This window comes from Mesorhizobium sp. 43Arga (assembly GCF_053714255.1).
In genome coordinates this window covers 23283-40366 of the sequence record NZ_JBSKBO010000015.1, presented here as the reverse complement: position 1 = coordinate 40366, position 17084 = coordinate 23283, and the positions used below count along the sequence as shown (strand labels likewise).

13 protein-coding genes and 1 pseudogene are annotated in these 17084 nt (G+C 59.9%); all 14 read left to right on the top strand.

All coding sequences use genetic code 11. The features are described from left to right. Window positions 1-300: 300 nt before the first annotated feature. The 14 genes and pseudogenes from ACWGS8_RS31965 (at window position 301) to ACWGS8_RS31900 (ending at window position 17069) form a co-directional block, all read left to right on the top strand. Window positions 301-561 (top strand): type II toxin-antitoxin system ParD family antitoxin, encoded by a 261-nt coding sequence (locus tag ACWGS8_RS31965; protein WP_454578547.1) that lies wholly within the window; start codon window positions 301-303, stop codon window positions 559-561. Further along, on the top strand, window positions 558-854 hold the full coding sequence (locus tag ACWGS8_RS31960; RefSeq protein WP_454584678.1) for a type II toxin-antitoxin system RelE/ParE family toxin: 297 nt from the start codon (window positions 558-560) through the stop codon (window positions 852-854). The genes ACWGS8_RS31965 and ACWGS8_RS31960 overlap by 4 nt, the downstream gene beginning before the upstream one ends. A 245-nt stretch (window positions 855-1099) precedes the next feature. Then, window positions 1100-1555, top strand: a complete 456-nt coding sequence (locus tag ACWGS8_RS31955; protein WP_454584677.1) for a DeoR family transcriptional regulator — start codon at window positions 1100-1102, stop codon at window positions 1553-1555. Further along, complete coding sequence (locus ACWGS8_RS31950) at window positions 1447-1872, top strand: hypothetical protein (RefSeq protein ID WP_454584676.1); 426 nt, start codon at window positions 1447-1449, stop codon at window positions 1870-1872. Before ACWGS8_RS31955 ends, ACWGS8_RS31950 begins: the two co-directional genes overlap by 109 nt. Before the next feature lie 215 nt (window positions 1873-2087). Then, a complete protein-coding gene (locus ACWGS8_RS31945) occupies window positions 2088-3647 on the top strand; it encodes an ABC transporter substrate-binding protein (RefSeq protein ID WP_454584675.1) in 1560 nt (519 codons plus the stop codon). 5 nt (window positions 3648-3652) lie between these two features. After that, window positions 3653-4675 carry an ABC transporter ATP-binding protein gene (locus ACWGS8_RS31940; RefSeq protein WP_454584704.1) on the top strand — a complete coding sequence of 341 codons (1023 nt, stop codon included), beginning with the start codon at window positions 3653-3655 and terminating at the stop codon, window positions 4673-4675. Next, window positions 4672-5630, top strand: a pseudogene (locus ACWGS8_RS31935) (ABC transporter ATP-binding protein). Before ACWGS8_RS31940 ends, ACWGS8_RS31935 begins: the two are co-directional and overlap by 4 nt. Then, the gene (locus ACWGS8_RS31930) at window positions 5630-6571 is read left to right on the top strand and encodes an ABC transporter permease (RefSeq protein WP_454584674.1); all 942 of its coding nucleotides are present in this window, start codon (window positions 5630-5632) and stop codon (window positions 6569-6571) included. The pseudogene ACWGS8_RS31935 and the gene ACWGS8_RS31930 overlap by 1 nt, the downstream one beginning before the upstream one ends. A gap of 9 nt (window positions 6572-6580) precedes the next feature. Next, window positions 6581-7414: an ABC transporter permease gene (locus ACWGS8_RS31925; protein WP_454584673.1), complete on the top strand. Its 834-nt coding sequence runs from the start codon at window positions 6581-6583 to the stop codon at window positions 7412-7414. A gap of 12 nt (window positions 7415-7426) precedes the next feature. Next, window positions 7427-8179, top strand: a complete 753-nt coding sequence (locus ACWGS8_RS31920; RefSeq protein WP_454584672.1) for an alkaline phosphatase family protein — start codon at window positions 7427-7429, stop codon at window positions 8177-8179. Continuing rightward, complete coding sequence (locus tag ACWGS8_RS31915; protein WP_454584671.1) at window positions 8176-8721, top strand: hypothetical protein; 546 nt, start codon at window positions 8176-8178, stop codon at window positions 8719-8721. The genes ACWGS8_RS31920 and ACWGS8_RS31915 overlap by 4 nt, the downstream gene beginning before the upstream one ends. A 348-nt stretch (window positions 8722-9069) precedes the next feature. Continuing rightward, entirely contained in the window at window positions 9070-12135 is a 3066-nt protein-coding gene (locus ACWGS8_RS31910; protein ID WP_454584670.1) for a TrlF family AAA-like ATPase, read from the top strand. Between the two features lie 210 nt (window positions 12136-12345). Next, window positions 12346-13602 carry a metallophosphoesterase family protein gene (locus tag ACWGS8_RS31905; protein ID WP_454584669.1) on the top strand — a complete coding sequence of 419 codons (1257 nt, stop codon included), beginning with the start codon at window positions 12346-12348 and terminating at the stop codon, window positions 13600-13602. Continuing rightward, complete coding sequence (locus ACWGS8_RS31900; protein ID WP_454584668.1) at window positions 13599-17069, top strand: AAA family ATPase; 3471 nt, start codon at window positions 13599-13601, stop codon at window positions 17067-17069. The genes ACWGS8_RS31905 and ACWGS8_RS31900 overlap by 4 nt, the downstream gene beginning before the upstream one ends. The last annotated feature ends 15 nt before the right edge of the window (window positions 17070-17084 follow it).

Sequence of the window (17084 nt, the reverse complement as noted above, 5' to 3'; positions counted from 1 at the left end):
CCGTCGAAGGCACGGCGCTGCGCCTATTTCAGCCGATCTCCACACGTCAATTCCTCGGCCTATACGGCAGCAAAAAAGGGCCAGGGGCACCGCCCTCGAACCGAGATGTCGTCTATCTGACGCACGATCAGCATCTGTGCGAGATAGCAAAGCCCACAAGAACACAGCTCGCCTCAGCTCGTCAGCTGGCAATTTCGCTCGTCACTCTGGGTGTACCAAGTGTGATTGAAGGGACAAGGAATGTTGATAATAGTTGATAAAAGCCCTATCTGAGGTATGCCGTGACCGAGGGAGATTCATATGATCAGCGCTGATCTGGGCAAACAACTTGAAAGCTACATCCAGCAACTCGTCGAAACGGGCCGCTACGGCTCGAAAAGTGAGGTTCTGCGGGAAGGCGTGCGACTGGTTCAAGATCGAGAAACGAAACTGGCCGCACTGGATGCATCAATCATGCGTGGAATAGCCGATGCTGACGCAGGGCGAACCCATGCTGCCGAAGATGTTTTCAGCGAACTGCGGGAACGCTACAAAGCCATGCTGCCGGGCTCGGCCGAATGAAAGTGCGCTTTACGACCGAAGCCAAGGCGGATTTGCGGCAGATAGCCGACTACATCGCGAAGGATAATCCGCCCCGAGCTTTGTCATTCGTGGATGAGCTGGAACAGAAATGCCTAACCCTAGCAACGTCCCCAAAAGCTTTCCCTTTGGTGCCCCGCTATGAACGGCATGAAATCCGCCGCCGCGTTCATGGAAACTACCTGATTTTCTATCGTGTGAATGGCGAGCAGGTTGTTATCGTCCACGTCCTGCACGGTGCGATGGACTATGCCGACATACTGTTTGAGGGCTAGACCCTAAACGGACCGCCGAAACCGTCTGTCAGGCGATCGGCGAAATCCTCAACCGGATAACACCCCTCGAGTGCTCAAACTACTTCGCTATTGCCGGATACGATCTGAAATAACTTCATCCCGCTCTATTGGTCTCTCGCCTCAACGCAGAGGCCAATTTTGGACAACGCTCGACCCCAGCCCCTCTGCCAGTGACATTTGCTCGTCGAGTTGGTTAGTCTGCGCCAACGCCAATCGAGAGAAACATGTCGTTCAGCCACAGCCGCCAAAAAAAGCTCATCGAGATGATCCAAGCGGATGGGGAAGTGCGCATCCGCGATCTGATGCTGCACTTCAACATCTCCGAAGAAACCGCGCGCCGCGATATCAAGCAACTCGAACAGGACGGGTTGATCGTGCGCGTTCACGGCGGTGCGGTCGCCACACAGCAGCCCAAGCTTCTGGCCATTTCATCGCGCACGATCTCGGAGCGCGACGGAAAGAACGCTATTGCCGCGATCGCGATGGATCTTCTCAAGCCCGGCCAGAATCTGTTTTTTGGCGGCGGCAGCACGGTCCTGTCGTTGGCCGCCGCATCTGGGTTCTGCCGGAAATGCGCATCGTCACCAACATGGTCGACACTGCCATTGCCGCGGCCGAAGGGCATCGACATTGCGTCGTCATGCTCGGTGGCGATTTCAATGCTGATTTCCGGACAGTGAGCGGTTTTGCCGCTTTACGCACACTTCGCGAGCAAGAGATCGATACCGCTTTCATCGGCGTCAATGCCGTACATCCGACCCAGGGTGTCTTCGACCACGAGGAGGCAGGCCAAGCTCTCGCCGCGACATTATCGGAGCAGGCCCGACAGATTGTCGTTCTCGCCGATCACAAAAAGTTCGGGCTCTCAGCGCGCTACCGGGTACTGCCGCATTCGGCAATCTCCGCAATCATCACCGACCAGCAGCCGCCAGATGACATGCTGGCGGCGCTCGAGGCCGCGGGGGCCGAGATTTTGTACCCCCAAAAACCGTCATAATCCCGCAAACACGAAGCCGGCAAACCCTGCGGTAGGCGTTGATGTGGCATTTTCCGGGCTATGCTAACTGCGGCAAGTCCGAAAAACCTCCGCATACCGTCTAAAACCCTCACAAAAGCGTCATGGAAGTCCGCTATATGTCTGCCCGCTTCGGGAAGGGACCGCAATCGACTTCGCAAGGCTCGTCGTCCCGGCAAAAACAAGAGGGTTTTGATATGCAAACGACACGTCGCACATTTCTCGGCATGACGGCGATGGCGGCCGGCGCAATGGCTTTGCCGCGCACGATCATGGCCGCCGGACAGCGCCCCAGCCTCAATATTGCGGTACAGGATCTGCGTACCATTCTGGAGCCGGTGGATGCGTCCTCCATCGCCAATGTTTCCTGGCGGGTGCAGTACAGCATCTTCGATCAACTGCTGCGGACCGACTATAACGACAATTTCCGCCTCAACTACGCGCTTGCCAAGTCACTGAGGCAGATCGACGCGAAGACGCATGAGATCGTTTTGCGCGAGAATGTCAAATTCCATGACGGCTCGGCGATGACAGCTGATGACGTCGTCTTTTCGCTGAGCCCGGAGCGGCTGCGCGGCGACAAGGCCCCCGGTGCCGCTGTCTTCGCCAACTTCCTGTCGTCAATCGCCGACGTCCAGAAACTGGACGATCGGACCGTCCGCCTGGTTACTGCTACGGAGGATCCCGTCTTCGCCAATCGCCTCGGCGCCTGGGGTACACAGATCGTCAGCGCCAAGGCATGGAAAGCTGCCAAGAACTATGACGCCTGGGCAGCAAGGCCGATCGGCACGGGTCCTTACAAAGTCGGGGACGTGCGGACCGGTGACGAGATCACGCTGGTTGCCCACGATGACTATTGGGGCGGCCAGCCGCCTTTCACCTCCATCCGGTTTAAGCGCCTGCCCGAAATTGCAGCCCGCGTCGCCGGTCTCAAGGCGGGCGACTACGACATCGTCACCGATATCACACCCGATCATATTTCCGAGATCGGTGGCGTCAGCGGCCTTGCCGTGACGGGTGGTGAGGCCATGTGGTTTCGCTTCCTGACCTTCGCTCCGCTCAAGACGCCAGTCCTGAAGGATGTCAATTTGCGTCGTGCCCTGGCCTTCGCCATCGACCGCGATGCGTTGGCCGACGGTCTCTGGAACGGTCGTGCCAAGGCGCTCAACGGCTGGCAGTTGCCGATCTTCGGCGCGATCAACGATCCCGAGCGCAAGGGCGTGTCCTACGACCCGGCCCTGGTGAAGGAACTGCTCGCCAAGTCGTCCTACAAGGGCGAGGAGATCCCTTACCCGACTGTCGGGACCTACTATCCGATGCAGCTCGCCGATAATCAGGCGCTGGTCGAAATGTGGAAAGCCGCGGGCATCAACGTCAAGCTGATGATGTGCGAGAATTGGGATCAGGTTGGCAACATCGGCGGCATCAACGACACCTCCGGCGGGGCGTTCTACGCCGACCCGGTGTCGATGCTCTGGCAGATCATCGGACCGACCAACGACCTGCAATCGAGCGGCGCCTGGACGAACGACGAGTTCAACAAACTCGGTCACGAGCTTGAAACGACGACCGATCTTGCCAGACGCAAGGCCGCGTTCAAGCGCATGCAGGACATTGTCGAGATCGACGATCCCTGCATTACGCCGCTGCACTCCATGCCGTTCATCTATGGCCAGAAGAAAGATGTTGTCTGGCAGCCAAATCCGCTACCGCAAATGTATCTCGGTCCAAAAATGCCGTCTGAGCCGGTGGCTTGAGCTCGATGCTCACCACATTGACCAGGAACAGCGCGGGTACCGCGCTGTTCCACGCTGATCATCCCCTACCCAGGCCTGCCATCAAAATCGCCGGACTGACGGTAGCGTTTGGCGGCTTGCCGGTGCTGCACGGCGTCGACCTCATCGTCAACAAGGGCGAGGCGGTCGGCATTGTCGGCGAGTCCGGTTGCGGCAAGTCGGTCACCTGGCGCGCCGTGCTCGGCCTGCTGCCGAAATCCGCAACCATCAACGGTGAAGCTTGGGTGGAGGAGACCAACCTTGCCGGTGCGCCGCAGGCGGTTTTGGATAAGGTGCGAGGCGGACGCATCGCGATGATCTTCCAGGATCCGGCGAGCGCGCTCAATCCGGTCCATCGCATTGGTGCCCAGATCACCGAGACACTGCGCCTGCATCGGGGGCTGACCGGCGGCGCCGCACGCACTGAGGCGAAACGGCTGTTGGACCAGGTTGGCATTCCCGACGCCGCAAGCAGGATGAGTGCCTATCCGCATGAACTGTCAGGTGGTCAGAACCAGCGGGTGATGATCGCCATTGCGCTTGCGGGTCAACCCGAGCTGGTTGTCGCGGACGAGCCGACGACCGCCCTCGATGCCACGGTTCAAGCGCAGATCCTGCTGCTGCTCAAACAAATCCAACGCGATACCGGCATGGCGCTGGTCATGATCAGCCACGATCTCGCCGCGGTCGCCGCGGTTTGCGATCGAGTCAGTGTCATGTATGCCGGGCGGATTGTCGAAGAAGCGCCAACCCGAACGCTTTTGACAGATCCGCAACATCCCTACACGCGTGACCTAATCGGAGCCATCCCTCCCTCGGACGGGCCACGCACCAGGCTTACGTCAATTCCAGGTGCACCACCCTACGGCGTTGTACCGGACGGCTGCGCCTATGCGCCCCGCTGCCGAAGTGTCGATCCCCGATGCAGCACCATAGGGCCCGATCTTACGACCGTTTCGTCGCGGCACGTCGTCCGTTGTGTCCATGCCACCCCGGGGGCGCGCCAGTGACATTGTTGCGTCTCAATGAGGTTAGCCGAAGATACCCGATCGGGAGACAAATCTTCGGCCGGAAAAATTGCTGACCGCCGTCGATGCGGTGTCGCTTGAGGTCAAAAAAGGCGAGACGACTGGCGTCGTTGGCGAATCTGGCTGCGGGAAGTCCACCACTGGACGCATTGCGCTCGGTTTGGAGCACGCGGACAGCGGGCAAGTCCTGTTCGAGGGAATTCCACTTCCGCCGGCCGACACAAAGGAATGGCGCGCAAAGCGGCAGCGCATGCAGCTTGTCTTCCAGGATACATTGGCAGCGCTCGACCGGCGCATGACGGTCGGTGATCTGATTGCCGAGCCCTTGATCATCCATCGGATTGGACAAGCCGAAAGTCGTGCCGAGCGCGTTCTCGAGCTTTTGCAAGCCGTCGGTCTGACCAAACATCAGCAAGCGCTCTATCCGCATCAGCTTTCCGGAGGACAGCGCCAACGCGTGGTGCTGGCGCGCGCGCTTGCGCCAAGCCCTTCGCTTCTGGTTTGCGACGAGCCAGTGTCGGCGCTCGACGTTTCCGTCCAGGCGCAGATCGTCAACCTGCTCATGGATATTCAACGCGAGCGCGGGTTGGGCATTTTGTTCATCAGCCATGATTTGAGGATCGTTCGACATGTCAGCGACCGCATCGTCGTCATGTATTTGGGTCGGGTGGTTGAGGAAGGACAGGCTGACGTCGTGATTGATCAGCCTCTTCATCCATACACCCGGGCCCTTGTGTCTGCGATGCCACGACTTCCTGGCGGCTTTGCGCACTACGTGCCCTTGGCCGGCGAGCCGCCAAGTCCTGCCAAGCGGCCGACCGGATGTCCCTTCCATCCGCGCTGTGCTCTGGCGCAGGATATCTGCCGAAAGATCGAGCCGCCGGTCCGAGCAACTGGACCGAACCGACAGGTTGCGTGCCATCTGGTGGCACACTGATGACATCCTTGGCGTTTTACATTGGCCCCAAGATACTGCGGGCGGCACTCTCGATCGTGGTGGTGGTCACTCTTACATTCCTCGTGCTGCGGGCCTCAGGCGACCCAGCGCTGCAAATCCTTGGGCCGAGTGCTCGCGCTCCGGATCTTGAGGCATTCCGCCAGCGGTGGGGATTGGATCAGCCTCTTTACGTCCAGTATGTCCGCTATCTCTGGGCAGCCCTGCATGGAGACTTTGGAAACTCGATGCTGGGCGGCAAGCCTGCGATAGATCTGGTGCTTGAGAGGATGCCTCTGACGTTGACCCTGATGCTTCCTGCGCTCGCGCTCAACGTGTTGATCGGAATCCCGATCGGCGCTTATGCCGCCATGCATCGCGACAGCTGGATCGACAGGTCCGTGATGATGCTGACCGTGCTCGGCTTCACGGTCCCGAGCTTTGTGCTGGGGCTTATCTTCATCCTGATCTTCTCGGTGACGCTCGGCCTGTTTCCGTCCGGCGGCGCTCACAAGTGGCAAAGTGCCGTCCTGCCGGTGCTCACACTTGGTGTCGGCGGAGCAGCCATCATCGCCCGCTTTACCCGCAGCGCCATGATCGAGGTCTTGTCGCAGCTCTATGTGGTGGCAGCCAGTGCCAAGGGTGTCACTTGGCGCCAGGTCATCCACTATCACGCCTTCCCCAATGCGCTTATTCCCGTCCTGACCCTGTTGGGTCTCATGCTTGGCGGACAGGTCGCCGGCGCGGTGCTGGTCGAAAACGTCTTCGGCTGGCCAGGCATTGGCCAACTCCTCGTAGTCTCCGTTGGAAACCGCGATCTCGCGGTCGTTCAGGTGATCCTTTTCCTCGTTGCGCTGACGATGACGTCAGCCAACCTGATGATGGATCTGCTCTATGGCGTCATCGATCCGCGCCTGCGGACCAATCGCTCCGCATCGCACTGAGCAAGCCGCATGCGCAAGAAACAAAAGATTGACCATCCGACGCTGATTGCGTCGCTCTGGCTTTGCCTCATGCTCCTGATCGCAATCGCCGCGCCGCTGATCGCTCCGCATGACATCACCGCAATGGATCTCCGCCACCGCCTCGATCCGCCTTTTGGTTTCGGCGGCACCGTCGCGCACCTGTTCGGCACCGACGATCTGGGTCGTGACGTCGCTTCGCGTCTATACTATTCAATCCGCACCAGCTTGCTGATCGCCTTCGGCGCAACCCTGATCAGCGTCTTCGTCGGAACGGCAATCGGGTTTGTCGCGGCCTATTGCCGGAGGCTCGTCGAGCATTTCCTGCTGCTGCTTATCGACGTTCAGGCCTCACTTCCCTTCCTCATCGTCGCGCTTGCGATGCTGGCCTTTTTCGGCAATTCGCTGGTGCTGTTTGTCGGGCTCATGGGGCTTTACGGGTGGGAGCGCAATGCCCGCCTGGCGCGCGGACTGGCATTGGTCGCGGGCGCGCAAGGGTATGCCGGCGCAACGCGTCAGCTCGGCGCTCATCCCTTGCGTATCTACCTTCGCCACATATTGCCAAACAGCGCCGCCACGCTCCTGGTTGCGGCGACTGTGACGTTTCCGGAAATCATTCTCGTCGAAAGCGGCCTGTCATTCCTCGGTCTGGGTGTCCAGCCGCCGATGACCAGCCTCGGCGTTATGGTTGGAACCGGCCGCGAATATATCACGCGGGCTCCCTGGATGTTGCTCGCCCCCAGCATCGTCATCGTGGCGACCGCTGTGGCCGTCAGCGTTCTTGGCGATTTTCTGCGCGACAAACTCGATCCGACGCTCAGCTAGTGGATGTTCCCGATGCAAAAGAAGCTCATCTCGGTCCTCGTCGACGGCGTTAGTGCCGACACATTCGAAACCTGTGCGCACCGGTTCCCGAACATGAGACGGTTGGCCGACAGCGGCCTGCGCGTTCGCCGCCTGAAATCCGGGATCCCCGGCACTTCCGTGCCCGGCCGGGCGACGATGTTGACCGGCGTTGGTCCGGAGGTGCATGGCATCTATGGCAATCACATTTTTCGGGGCGACATTTTCGTAGCACCTCTCGCCGCGGATCTGCAGGCCCCAACGCTTGCGACACACGCCACGAAAGCCGGCCTTGATGTTGCGGCGATCGGTCAGGCCCTCGTCGATCCCGCCGACACATCGGTCCATGTTTCGCCCTGGTGGTTGCGCGGCTTCGTGACCGGTCACCGTTTCAGCAAGGCGGTACCCCCGGAGGCTCTCGCTGCCTGCCGCTCCATTCATGATCCCAACGGGCGGCTTGCCGCGGCTGGGCTGACTGACATGGAGGCATTCCTCAATCCGGTCGATGAGGGCGCGCCGCATTTGATCGCGGGCTTGGCAGTCGATCAGTTTCTTAACCGGGCAGCGGTTGCCCTGCTTGGCTCCGATCAACCGCCGGACCTTATCCTGACAGAAATCGAGATGCCGGACGCGTTTCAGCACGATCTCGGCTACGGCAGTTCCGCGGCGATCTGGTCCATTGAATTCGCTGACATGTTGACCTGCTGGCGGTTCTTGATCGCTCGGGCCGGCGCAATGACTATGTGATTTCGATTGCCAGCGACCACGGGCATGGCACGGTCGATACCGCAATCTTCCCCGAGGCGGTCATTCCAGACATGCTCTGGATGACGGAAGGAGCAAGTCTCTACGTGTCGCTGAAGAACCCCGGCGACCTGGAGAAGGCCACCGAGCGATTGTCGGACTTTCGCGTGGAACGCTGGAATGACCTGCACTTGCCGGAGCCTCTGCGCGGGTCGGTCGCCATGTTCGTTGCGCCGCCAAGGCATTCGTTCGAGGAACGGCCGAGGGATGCAACAGGGGAATTGACCGCCATCGGCAAGCCGCAGGCGATATCCACGCATGGCTTTCGGCCGGGTAGCCGGGAGGATGATCGGTTGTTCATTCTCTCCGGTGGCAACATTGCGCCGCAGGTCATTGAGGAAGCGGATGCCAATCAGTTCGCGCCGACGCTGGCGAGCGTACTTGGCTTGCCACAGGCTCCCTATGCCGGGCTTTCGCTCATCGGGGCTCCAACTAGTCCCAAACCTGCCATGCGCTCTGGCCTGACGGGGAACTCGTCCACCTAGAAGACCTGTGAGACCGCACTCAACCTACTCGGCAAGCTCAGCCTGTGGCGAGATCACGGGCAGGGAAGGTTTGGCATTGATGGACCGTTATTCCTGGAACTTTTTGGCACGTACGCATCAAATCGACGAGCCGGGCGACGGCGACATCAAACTCGTAGGGGGCCAGCGCATGTCGTTTGCTGACGTCATCGGGCACCCGGCTCGAGCAGAATTGGTCGAGCGTCCCGCTTGCCGAATCTAGTCCGCCCTCATAGAAGAAGAAATGGGGCGCGCGCCTAGTCGATAGTATTGAACGGGAATGGGGGGATCACGGCAAAGCCAATGCCTTGATCCGGAGGGCTCCTGAATATGTACTCCAGAGGATCTGAATGGCGTGAGTGGGACTTACACGTACATTCGCCAGCATCATTCCATTGGGACGGCGAACGGCTCGGATCAGATAAAGCCAGAAACGATCAGCTCATCGATGAGATGATCCGCGCCCTCAATGACGCTGCTCCGATAGCGTTTGGGCTCATGGACTACTGGACATTCGACGGTTGGTTTGCCCTCAAGGCGCGGCAGGTCCAGCAGGCTGCGCCGGAGCTTATGAAAACTGTCTTCCCTGGTATCGAACTCCGCCTGGCGGCGCCGATGGAGGGACGACTGAATGCCCACGTTCTTTTCTCCAATGAGATCAGTGATCAGCATCTCAGAGATTTTCTCTCTCGGTTGAAGCTTGAACTGATCAATCAACCCCTGTCTCGCGACGCGCTCATCGAGTATGCGCGATATGCGGGCGCAGACAAACTGGCAAAACATGGTTTTGAGAAGAGCAAAATTGCGTCGGACGACGCGGAGGCGTTCATCGCCGGCTGTAAAATCGCGGAAGTGAATGTCGATTCATACAAGGAGGCGATCCGCCTTGTACCCGGGGCTCGTGCAGTCGGCTTTATGCCCTTCTCGACCAACGACGGTCTCGACACCGTCAACTGGACCGACCATTACGCCTATGCGCTAGGCCTGTTCGAATCGTCTCCAATCTTTGAAACAAGAAGGCCGGATCTCTGGGCAGCCTTTTGTGGTGTCGAGACAGAGACGAATAAGAAATGGCTTGGTAATTTCCAGGCTGCACTGAAAGGTATACCCCGACTTGCCGTGTCGGGCAGCGATGCTCATTGCTTCCGGGGAAACGGAACCAACGATAAGCGAGGATACGGCGACTTTCCGTCCGGCAAGCGCACGTGGATCAAGACTGATCCAACCTGGAAGGGCTTGTTGCAGGCGCTGAGAGAGCCCGCGAAGCGCTCATTTTTAGGTGAACGACCACCGAAGCTGGAGCGCATCAACCAGCATAAGACGTTCTACATAGATAGGATTCGCGTAGGCAAGGCGTCTGATAGCACGCTTGCAGACACCTGGCTGCATGGAACAGACATTCCTCTAAACCCCGACCTCATTGCGATCATCGGCAACAAGGGGAGCGGCAAGAGCGCGCTCGCCGATATCCTGGCTTTGCTGGGCAACTCCCAGCAAAGCGCCCACTTCTCATTTCTGAAACGCGATCGATTCCGCGGGAAAGCAGGAGAGCCGGCCCGCCAATTCGTTGGCGAACTCTCTTGGCTCGCTGGCGATCCGTGTGTGATGAGCCTTGCCGACGATCCGTCGGCTGAACGGGTCGAACTCGTCCGGTACATTCCGCAAGGCCGGTTCGAAGCTCTGTGCAATGATCATGTGTCAGGCAAGACTGACGAGTTCGAGAAGGAACTCCGAGAGGTGATCTTTTCTCACGTCTCGAACAACGTGCGCCTCGAGGCTCTGAGTTTCGACCAACTCATCGACAAGCAAGAAAACGTTTTCCGGGCTCGGGCGAATGAACTTCGCAAATCACTGCGGGCGCTCAACGAGCATATTGTGGGTATCGAAGATCAGCTTCACCCCAATGTGCAAAAAAACCTCGAGGAGCAGATCCGGCTCAAGGAGGCGCAGATTGAGGAACACTCCGCAATTAAACCACCCGTAGTCGAGCAACCCACGGACCAACTCACTGCTGATCAGCGGCAGGCAAGCGCCAGACTTGCGGAGATCGGAGCGGCGCTGGAGCAATTGAAGAATGACACCAGAAAGGCTGCCGATGACAGGCAGATCATCGGCAGAAAGCAGCGGTCGGTTCGTAACATCCGGGAGCGCATTGGGCTTTTTGAGAAGCAACTCGCAGCCTTCCTGTCCGAAATCGCCGACGACCTTGCCACCGCCGGTTTGAAAGCAGAAGAGCTGATCACCCTGACCGTCAATCGTGACGTCCTGACAGAGTACCACCAGACGCTGACCAACAGCGACGAAACGATCGCAAAGAACGTGGAAAGCGCCGCTACGACCGAGATCGCACTGGTCACCGAACAGAATCGGCTTTCTGAAAAATTGAACGAGCCGCAACAGAAATACCAGGCGTACAAACAAGCCTTGAAGGAATGGCAAACCGCACTGGAGGCGATCGAGGGTTCGGAAACCGAGCCTGAGAGCCTCAAGGGATTGCAGCTAAGGGTTGTTCAAATAAACCAACTGCCGACGAAGCTTGCGCAAGAACGGGCATCACGACGAGAGGTAACCGCTCAGATATTTTCGGTGCTGGAAGAACAGCGAGCCGCGCGGGAGGAGCTGTTCACGCCACTGCAACATTTGATTCAGAGCAATTCTCTGATCCGCTACGAGTACAAGCTTCAATTCCAGGCCAGGCTGCTGGGCTCACCTGACGCCATTGCTACCAACCTGTTTGGTGCCATCAAGCAGAATATCGGTGAGCTGCGTGGGGAAGACGAGAGCTTCATCGCGGTTCGAAGCCGGTTCGAGAGATATCGTTTCTCGAGTGCGACCGATGCGACAGGCTTTGCCGAGGACGTCGCTTCCCTGCTGACGGAGAGCGCCGAGAAGGCAGCGAGCAAGGTTCCAGGGATCAGGGTTCTCATGCGCAAGGACAAGGAGCCGGCAGACGTCTACAATTATCTCTTCGGTCTGCAGTATCTGGAGCCGAAGTACACCCTGCTCTTTCAGGATACGCAGATAGAACAGCTGTCGCCCGGGCAACGAGGCGCCTTGCTGTTGATTTTCTATCTGCTGGTTGACAAGGGACGAAATCCCATCGTGCTCGATCAACCCGAGGAGAATCTGGACAATGAGACGGTCGTAAGCCTGCTCGTGCCAGTTCTCAACGAGGCGAAGAAGGCCAGACAAATCATCATGGTCACGCACAATCCAAACTTGGCGGTGGTGTGCGATGCCGAGCAGATCATACACGCAACATTCGACAGGAAGAACGGCGCGCGAATCTCTTACCAGTCAGGCTCGATCGAAGACGGGATCATGAATAGAGCTGTCGTTGACGTGCTGGAGGGCACAAAGATGGCATTCGATAACAGAGGCCAGAAGTACCATTGAGGAATGGGTTCGCAGCACGATGTCGGTTCGAGGCGAGGAGTGCCTGGTCCAGGGCGCAGTGCTGATCTGTGGTCCCACTGCCATCAGTCCAGCAAGGCACAAGCCAAGCTCCGGATGAGCTTTGACAACTGCATCCTCCAACGTGATAAGGCAGCGGCGACAATAACGCCGGCATAGGCGCCCTCGTGTTCAGAGGCCGGAGACCGCCGAATGGCATTTCGATTCCTACATACGGCCGACATCCATCTCGACTCGCCGCTCCGTTCGCTCGCGATGCGAAACCCCGATCTTGCAGAACTCGTCGGAGACGCAAGTCGCCAGGCATTCGTCTCGACAGTGGATCTGTGCCTTGCGGAACGTGTCGATGCGCTCGTCATTGCTGGCGATCTTTATGATGGCGATCAGACGTCGATGAAAACGGCGAGGTTCCTGGCGTCGCAGATGGCACGCCTCCACCAGGCCGATGTCAGGGTTTTCAAGATCCGCGGAAATCACGACGCCCTGTCTCGGATATCGAAACAGCTGGTGTTTCCGGACACGGTCACGATCTTTGGCGGCCGTCCCCAGTCAGTGCTGCACACGGCCGGTGGGCTGGACGTCATGTTCCACGGCTTGAGCTTTGCCAACCCGAAGGCGCAAGACAGCCTGCTGCCCAAATATCCGGCCGCTCGCGAAGGAGCTGTCAATGTGGGCATCATGCACACCAGCCTTGCCGGATCGGCCGGCCACGACGTTTACGCCCCCTGCAGCGTCGCTGACTTGCACGCCCATGGTTTTGACTATTGGGCGCTCGGCCACATCCATGTCCGCCAAGTCCATCCTGGAGTGAGCACGGTGGTGATGCCAGGGATGCCGCAAGGCCGTGACATCAACGAGGCCGGCGAGAAGTCCGTCACCCTGGTGACGATACGAGACGACCGCTCGGTCGCGATCGAGGAAAGGCTGACCAGCGTTGTGCAATTCGAACGGGTGAGCGCCGATCTGACCGGGGCAGTGGAATGGTTCGAAGTCGTCGCGCGTGTCCGATCCGCGCTCGAAGCGATCCGCGCTTCTGTGACGTCGCGTCATGCCGTGGTCCGTCTCGGTCTCACGGGGATGTCGCCTTTGTCGTGGGCAATTATCCGCGACAGGGACCTTCTCTTGGCCGAGGCCGAGCAGGTAGCGGAACAGGTAGGGGACACATGGGTGGAGAAGCTTGAGCTTGGCCTCATTCCACCCAGGATGGAAACCCCCGGTGAGGCCGATCCGATTTTCGAACTCGCCCAATCCATGCGCGCCGGCGCCAGCTCGGAAGCCTTCCGAGCTGAGGCGCGGGCATTGGTCCTGAAAACAATCGCGGATCTTCCGCCCGATGGGCGCGAATTCGCTGGCAAGGACGAGACTGCGCTGGAGCTGTTCCTCGACAGGGTTCTTGCCAGTGGCGCCGACCTGGTCACGGCCCGCCTCAAGTCAGGTGGATCGCAATGAGGCTTCGGCGCCTTGACCTCATTCGTTATGGAAAGTTTACCGACAGGACGATCAACTTCGGGCCGAAACCGGTGTCGGGGCCAGACCTGCATATCGTGTTTGGCCTTAATGAGGCCGGCAAATCGACAGCGCTTTCAGGCTATCTGGACTTGCTATTCGGCATCGAGGAACGCAGCCGCTATAATTTCCTGCACGAGTATAGCGCGATGCGCATCGGCGGTGTGTTGGAACTCGGTGATGCCGAGCATGCGTTCACGCGCACGAAACAGCGCAGCAATTCACTGTTGAACGCTGAGGGCCAACCGGTGAGCGATGTGGCGATAACGGCCCATCTCGCCGGTCTGTCACGCGATGCATGCGAGACCATGTTCTCGCTGGACGATGAGACGCTGGAAGCGGGCGGGAAATCGATCCTGGAGTCGCGTGGAGACCTGGGCAAACTTCTCTTTACGGCCAGCGCCGGTCTTGGGCATGTAAGTGACACATTGAGCGCGCTGGAGGCCGAAGCGGACGGACTGTATCGCAAGCAGGCCCAGGGAACCGAATTGGCGCTGCTCAAGAAGCGCCTGGCGGAACTCAAGTCGCGCAGGGATGCGATCGACACCTTGGCGTCGACCTACGAGAGTCTTGAAGTCGAACGTCGCGACGCGATGGAAAAATACGACCGCACCATCACCGAACGATCGATACTGTCAGCCCGGCTCGATGTCATTGGGAGGCACTTGCGCGCGCGCCCGATCCTGGCCGATATCTGGCGCAAGTCAGCCCAACTGGCAGAGTTGCCCGACATAACTTCACCGCCGCGGACCTGGACAGGCAGCATCGCCGGCCTGATCGATGACGACGCCAGTCTGAGAACGCGGCTTTCCACAAACGTCAACGAAGTCGCACGCCTGACGGCGAAGACCGAGTTGGTCGACGTCGACGAGGTGATCCTGGCGATTTCCGAGCGCATTCGTGGCTTGGCGGAAAGCAAGGTGCGCCATGTCGCGGCAGGCCTGGACCTGCCAAATCGCCGGACGGACTGGCAAATCCTCAACAACGCCGTGACGACCTGTCTTGCCGCCTTGGGACGGTCTTCCGAGCGAGATCCGGCCGCGCTACTTTTGCCTGCCGCCACTGTTGGCGGTGTCCGCGCCATGCTCGAGCAGCGATCCGGGATCGCGACCCGCCTGCGCGTCGCTCGCGATGAGGCAGCAGCGGCGCTGGATGCGCTTCAGGCGGCGCGGGGCCGGGTTGGCGAGGAACGGGCGGTGCCGGAGCCTGCGAGGGCAAGGCTGAGCTCGATACTGTCGAAGGCGAGGGTGAGCGGGCACCTCGGCGAAATCAAGGCGGCACGCGAGGCGGAGGACGCGGCCGTCATCCGGTGGGAGGCGGCACTGGGTCGATTGCACCCTTGGTCGGGAGATGCCGGGGCGCTGGCCAGGATCTCCGTCCCGAGCGCCAGGCAGCTTGGCGGCTGGAAAGCTCTGGCGGCGGAGCTTGGCAGGAACAGAGCCGTCCTTTCCGAACGTCTCGCCGAATACCAGGGCAATCACGATTTGCTCGCCTCGCGTCTCGACGCCCTTCGTACCTCTGTCGCTGGCGCCGACGATGAAGCGGCCGCTACCATCCGGCGTGCCCGTGACGAGGCCTGGGCGAGGCATCGAGGCGAGCTTACCGGCGAGACAGCGGATGATTTCGCCACGGCGTTAGCCCGTGACGACAATGTCGGCGCGGGCAGACTGTCCAGTGCATCCGAGCTTGCCGAAATCCGCACAGCAACGCGCGAATTTACCCAAGCCGCGGCCGACATTGCTCGCATACGCGGGCAACTTGCACGGGTCGAGGTGGATGCGGGCACCGTCCTGTCGGAAATGCGCGCGGCAGCCAAAGATCTGCTCGGGGAATGCCTGGAACCGTCGCTGCAGCGCATGACCGAACGCATCGAGGGCCATCTCTCTGCCCACAGCGCTGCGCTCGAAGCCTGGGAGGAGATCGAGTTTGCCCGCAAGAAGGCAAGGCGGGCGGCCGATGAAGGCGAGCGAGTACGCCTGGAGCTCAGCGGGGCGCTGGAAAGCGTCGGGATCGGGTCGGACGCCGTCGACAGCCTGGAGACGATGATGGCCGTCGCGGAGCTGTTCCTCGACCGGCAGCGCAAGGTTGATGCCGAACATGCCCAGGCGCTCAAAACTGTCAGCGCCAAGGAGGAGGAACTCGCCGCCAGGCGACGAGCCGTGGATGTGGCGGGACGGCGTGAGGAAGAATGGCTGGCCGGCATTGCCGATGCGCTCAAGGGCACTTGGCTCGAGAACGGGCTTTCGGCATCTGGCGTCGGCACCGTCCTCGATCAATTGGCTGAACTGTCCAAGAGTCTCGAGGAGCGGGAGGCTATGCAGCTCCGCGTCGAAAAGATGGAGGAGGACAGGGCCAGTTTCCTGGTCGAGGTCACCGCCCTTGCAGCCGAAGCGGGCGAGCCGGCGGACGACGACGAACCGGAACAGTTGGCGATCCGGCTTGCCGAGCGTCTGGAGCGGGCCGAGCGCACGCGTGAGGCGAAGGCGACCGTCGTCACGGATTTGCAGCGCCTCCAGGACGCTCGTGAGAGTCTCGATGCTGAGATTTCGACACACGAGCGCCGCAAGAACGAGGTTTTGGGCGTCTTTGGCGTAGCAACGCTCTCCGAAGTCGTCGAACGCGACGAGCTGCTGCGCCACAGGGATCGCCTGCGCAATGCGGTCGCCGAACTCGAGGAGCAGGTGGCGGCCGAGCTTACGATGGAAGGCTTCGAGCAGGCGCGTTCGATGTTAGATGCTCTCGATTGGAATGGCCTCGCCATCGAGAGGGCGGAAGGCGAGCAACGGCTGCGAGATCTTGACGAAGCGATGCAGCAACAGCTCATTCGGCAGACGCGCGCGGCCGACAAGCTGGACGCCATTGGCGGCGACAGCGCTGTTGCCCGCATCGATGCCGAACGGCGCACCGTCTTGCTGGACATCGAGGAAAAGGCTGTCCGCTACATCGAACTGAAACTGGGAATATTGTCTGCTGGGAACGCTCTGCGCGTCTACCGCGAGCGTCATCGCTCAGGGATGATGGCGCGGGCGTCTGACGCCTTCGCGCTCATCACACGCGGTCAGTACACGGGATTGACGACCCAACCGGTGAAGGGCGGCGAAGTCCTCATCGCCGTGCAACGGGACGGGCAGTCCAAGATCGCTGACGCACTGTCGAAGGGCGCCCGGTTCCAGCTGTACCTGGCCCTGCGGCTTGCAGGGTATTACGAGTTTGCGCGGCTTAGGCCCTCCGTGCCCTTCATCGCCGACGACATCATGGAAACCTTCGACCACGTCCGGTCCGAGGAGGTTTTCAGGTTATTCGGGGAGATGGCGACCGCGGGTCAGGTGATCTACCTCACCCATCACCAGCACCTGTGCGAGATCGCCAAGACGGTTGTACCAGGTGTCACGATCCACGAGCTCAATTAGTTGCTGTCGTTTCAA

Bases quoted from the DNA above. Each gene is read 5' to 3' on its own strand.
- ACWGS8_RS31965 (WP_454578547.1), top strand. From the start codon at position 301: ATGATCAGCGCTGATCTGGGCAAACAACTTGAAAGCTACATCCAGCAA.
- ACWGS8_RS31960 (WP_454584678.1), top strand. From the start codon at position 558: ATGAAAGTGCGCTTTACGACCGAAGCCAAGGCGGATTTGCGGCAGATA.
- ACWGS8_RS31955 (WP_454584677.1), top strand. From the start codon at position 1,100: ATGTCGTTCAGCCACAGCCGCCAAAAAAAGCTCATCGAGATGATCCAA.
- ACWGS8_RS31950 (WP_454584676.1), top strand. From the start codon at position 1,447: ATGCGCATCGTCACCAACATGGTCGACACTGCCATTGCCGCGGCCGAA.
- ACWGS8_RS31945 (WP_454584675.1), top strand. From the start codon at position 2,088: ATGCAAACGACACGTCGCACATTTCTCGGCATGACGGCGATGGCGGCC.
- ACWGS8_RS31940 (WP_454584704.1), top strand. From the start codon at position 3,653: ATGCTCACCACATTGACCAGGAACAGCGCGGGTACCGCGCTGTTCCAC.
- ACWGS8_RS31930 (WP_454584674.1), top strand. From the start codon at position 5,630: ATGACATCCTTGGCGTTTTACATTGGCCCCAAGATACTGCGGGCGGCA.
- ACWGS8_RS31925 (WP_454584673.1), top strand. From the start codon at position 6,581: ATGCGCAAGAAACAAAAGATTGACCATCCGACGCTGATTGCGTCGCTC.
- ACWGS8_RS31920 (WP_454584672.1), top strand. From the start codon at position 7,427: ATGCAAAAGAAGCTCATCTCGGTCCTCGTCGACGGCGTTAGTGCCGAC.
- ACWGS8_RS31910 (WP_454584670.1), top strand. From the start codon at position 9,070: ATGTACTCCAGAGGATCTGAATGGCGTGAGTGGGACTTACACGTACAT.
- ACWGS8_RS31905 (WP_454584669.1), top strand. From the start codon at position 12,346: ATGGCATTTCGATTCCTACATACGGCCGACATCCATCTCGACTCGCCG.
- ACWGS8_RS31900 (WP_454584668.1), top strand. From the start codon at position 13,599: ATGAGGCTTCGGCGCCTTGACCTCATTCGTTATGGAAAGTTTACCGAC.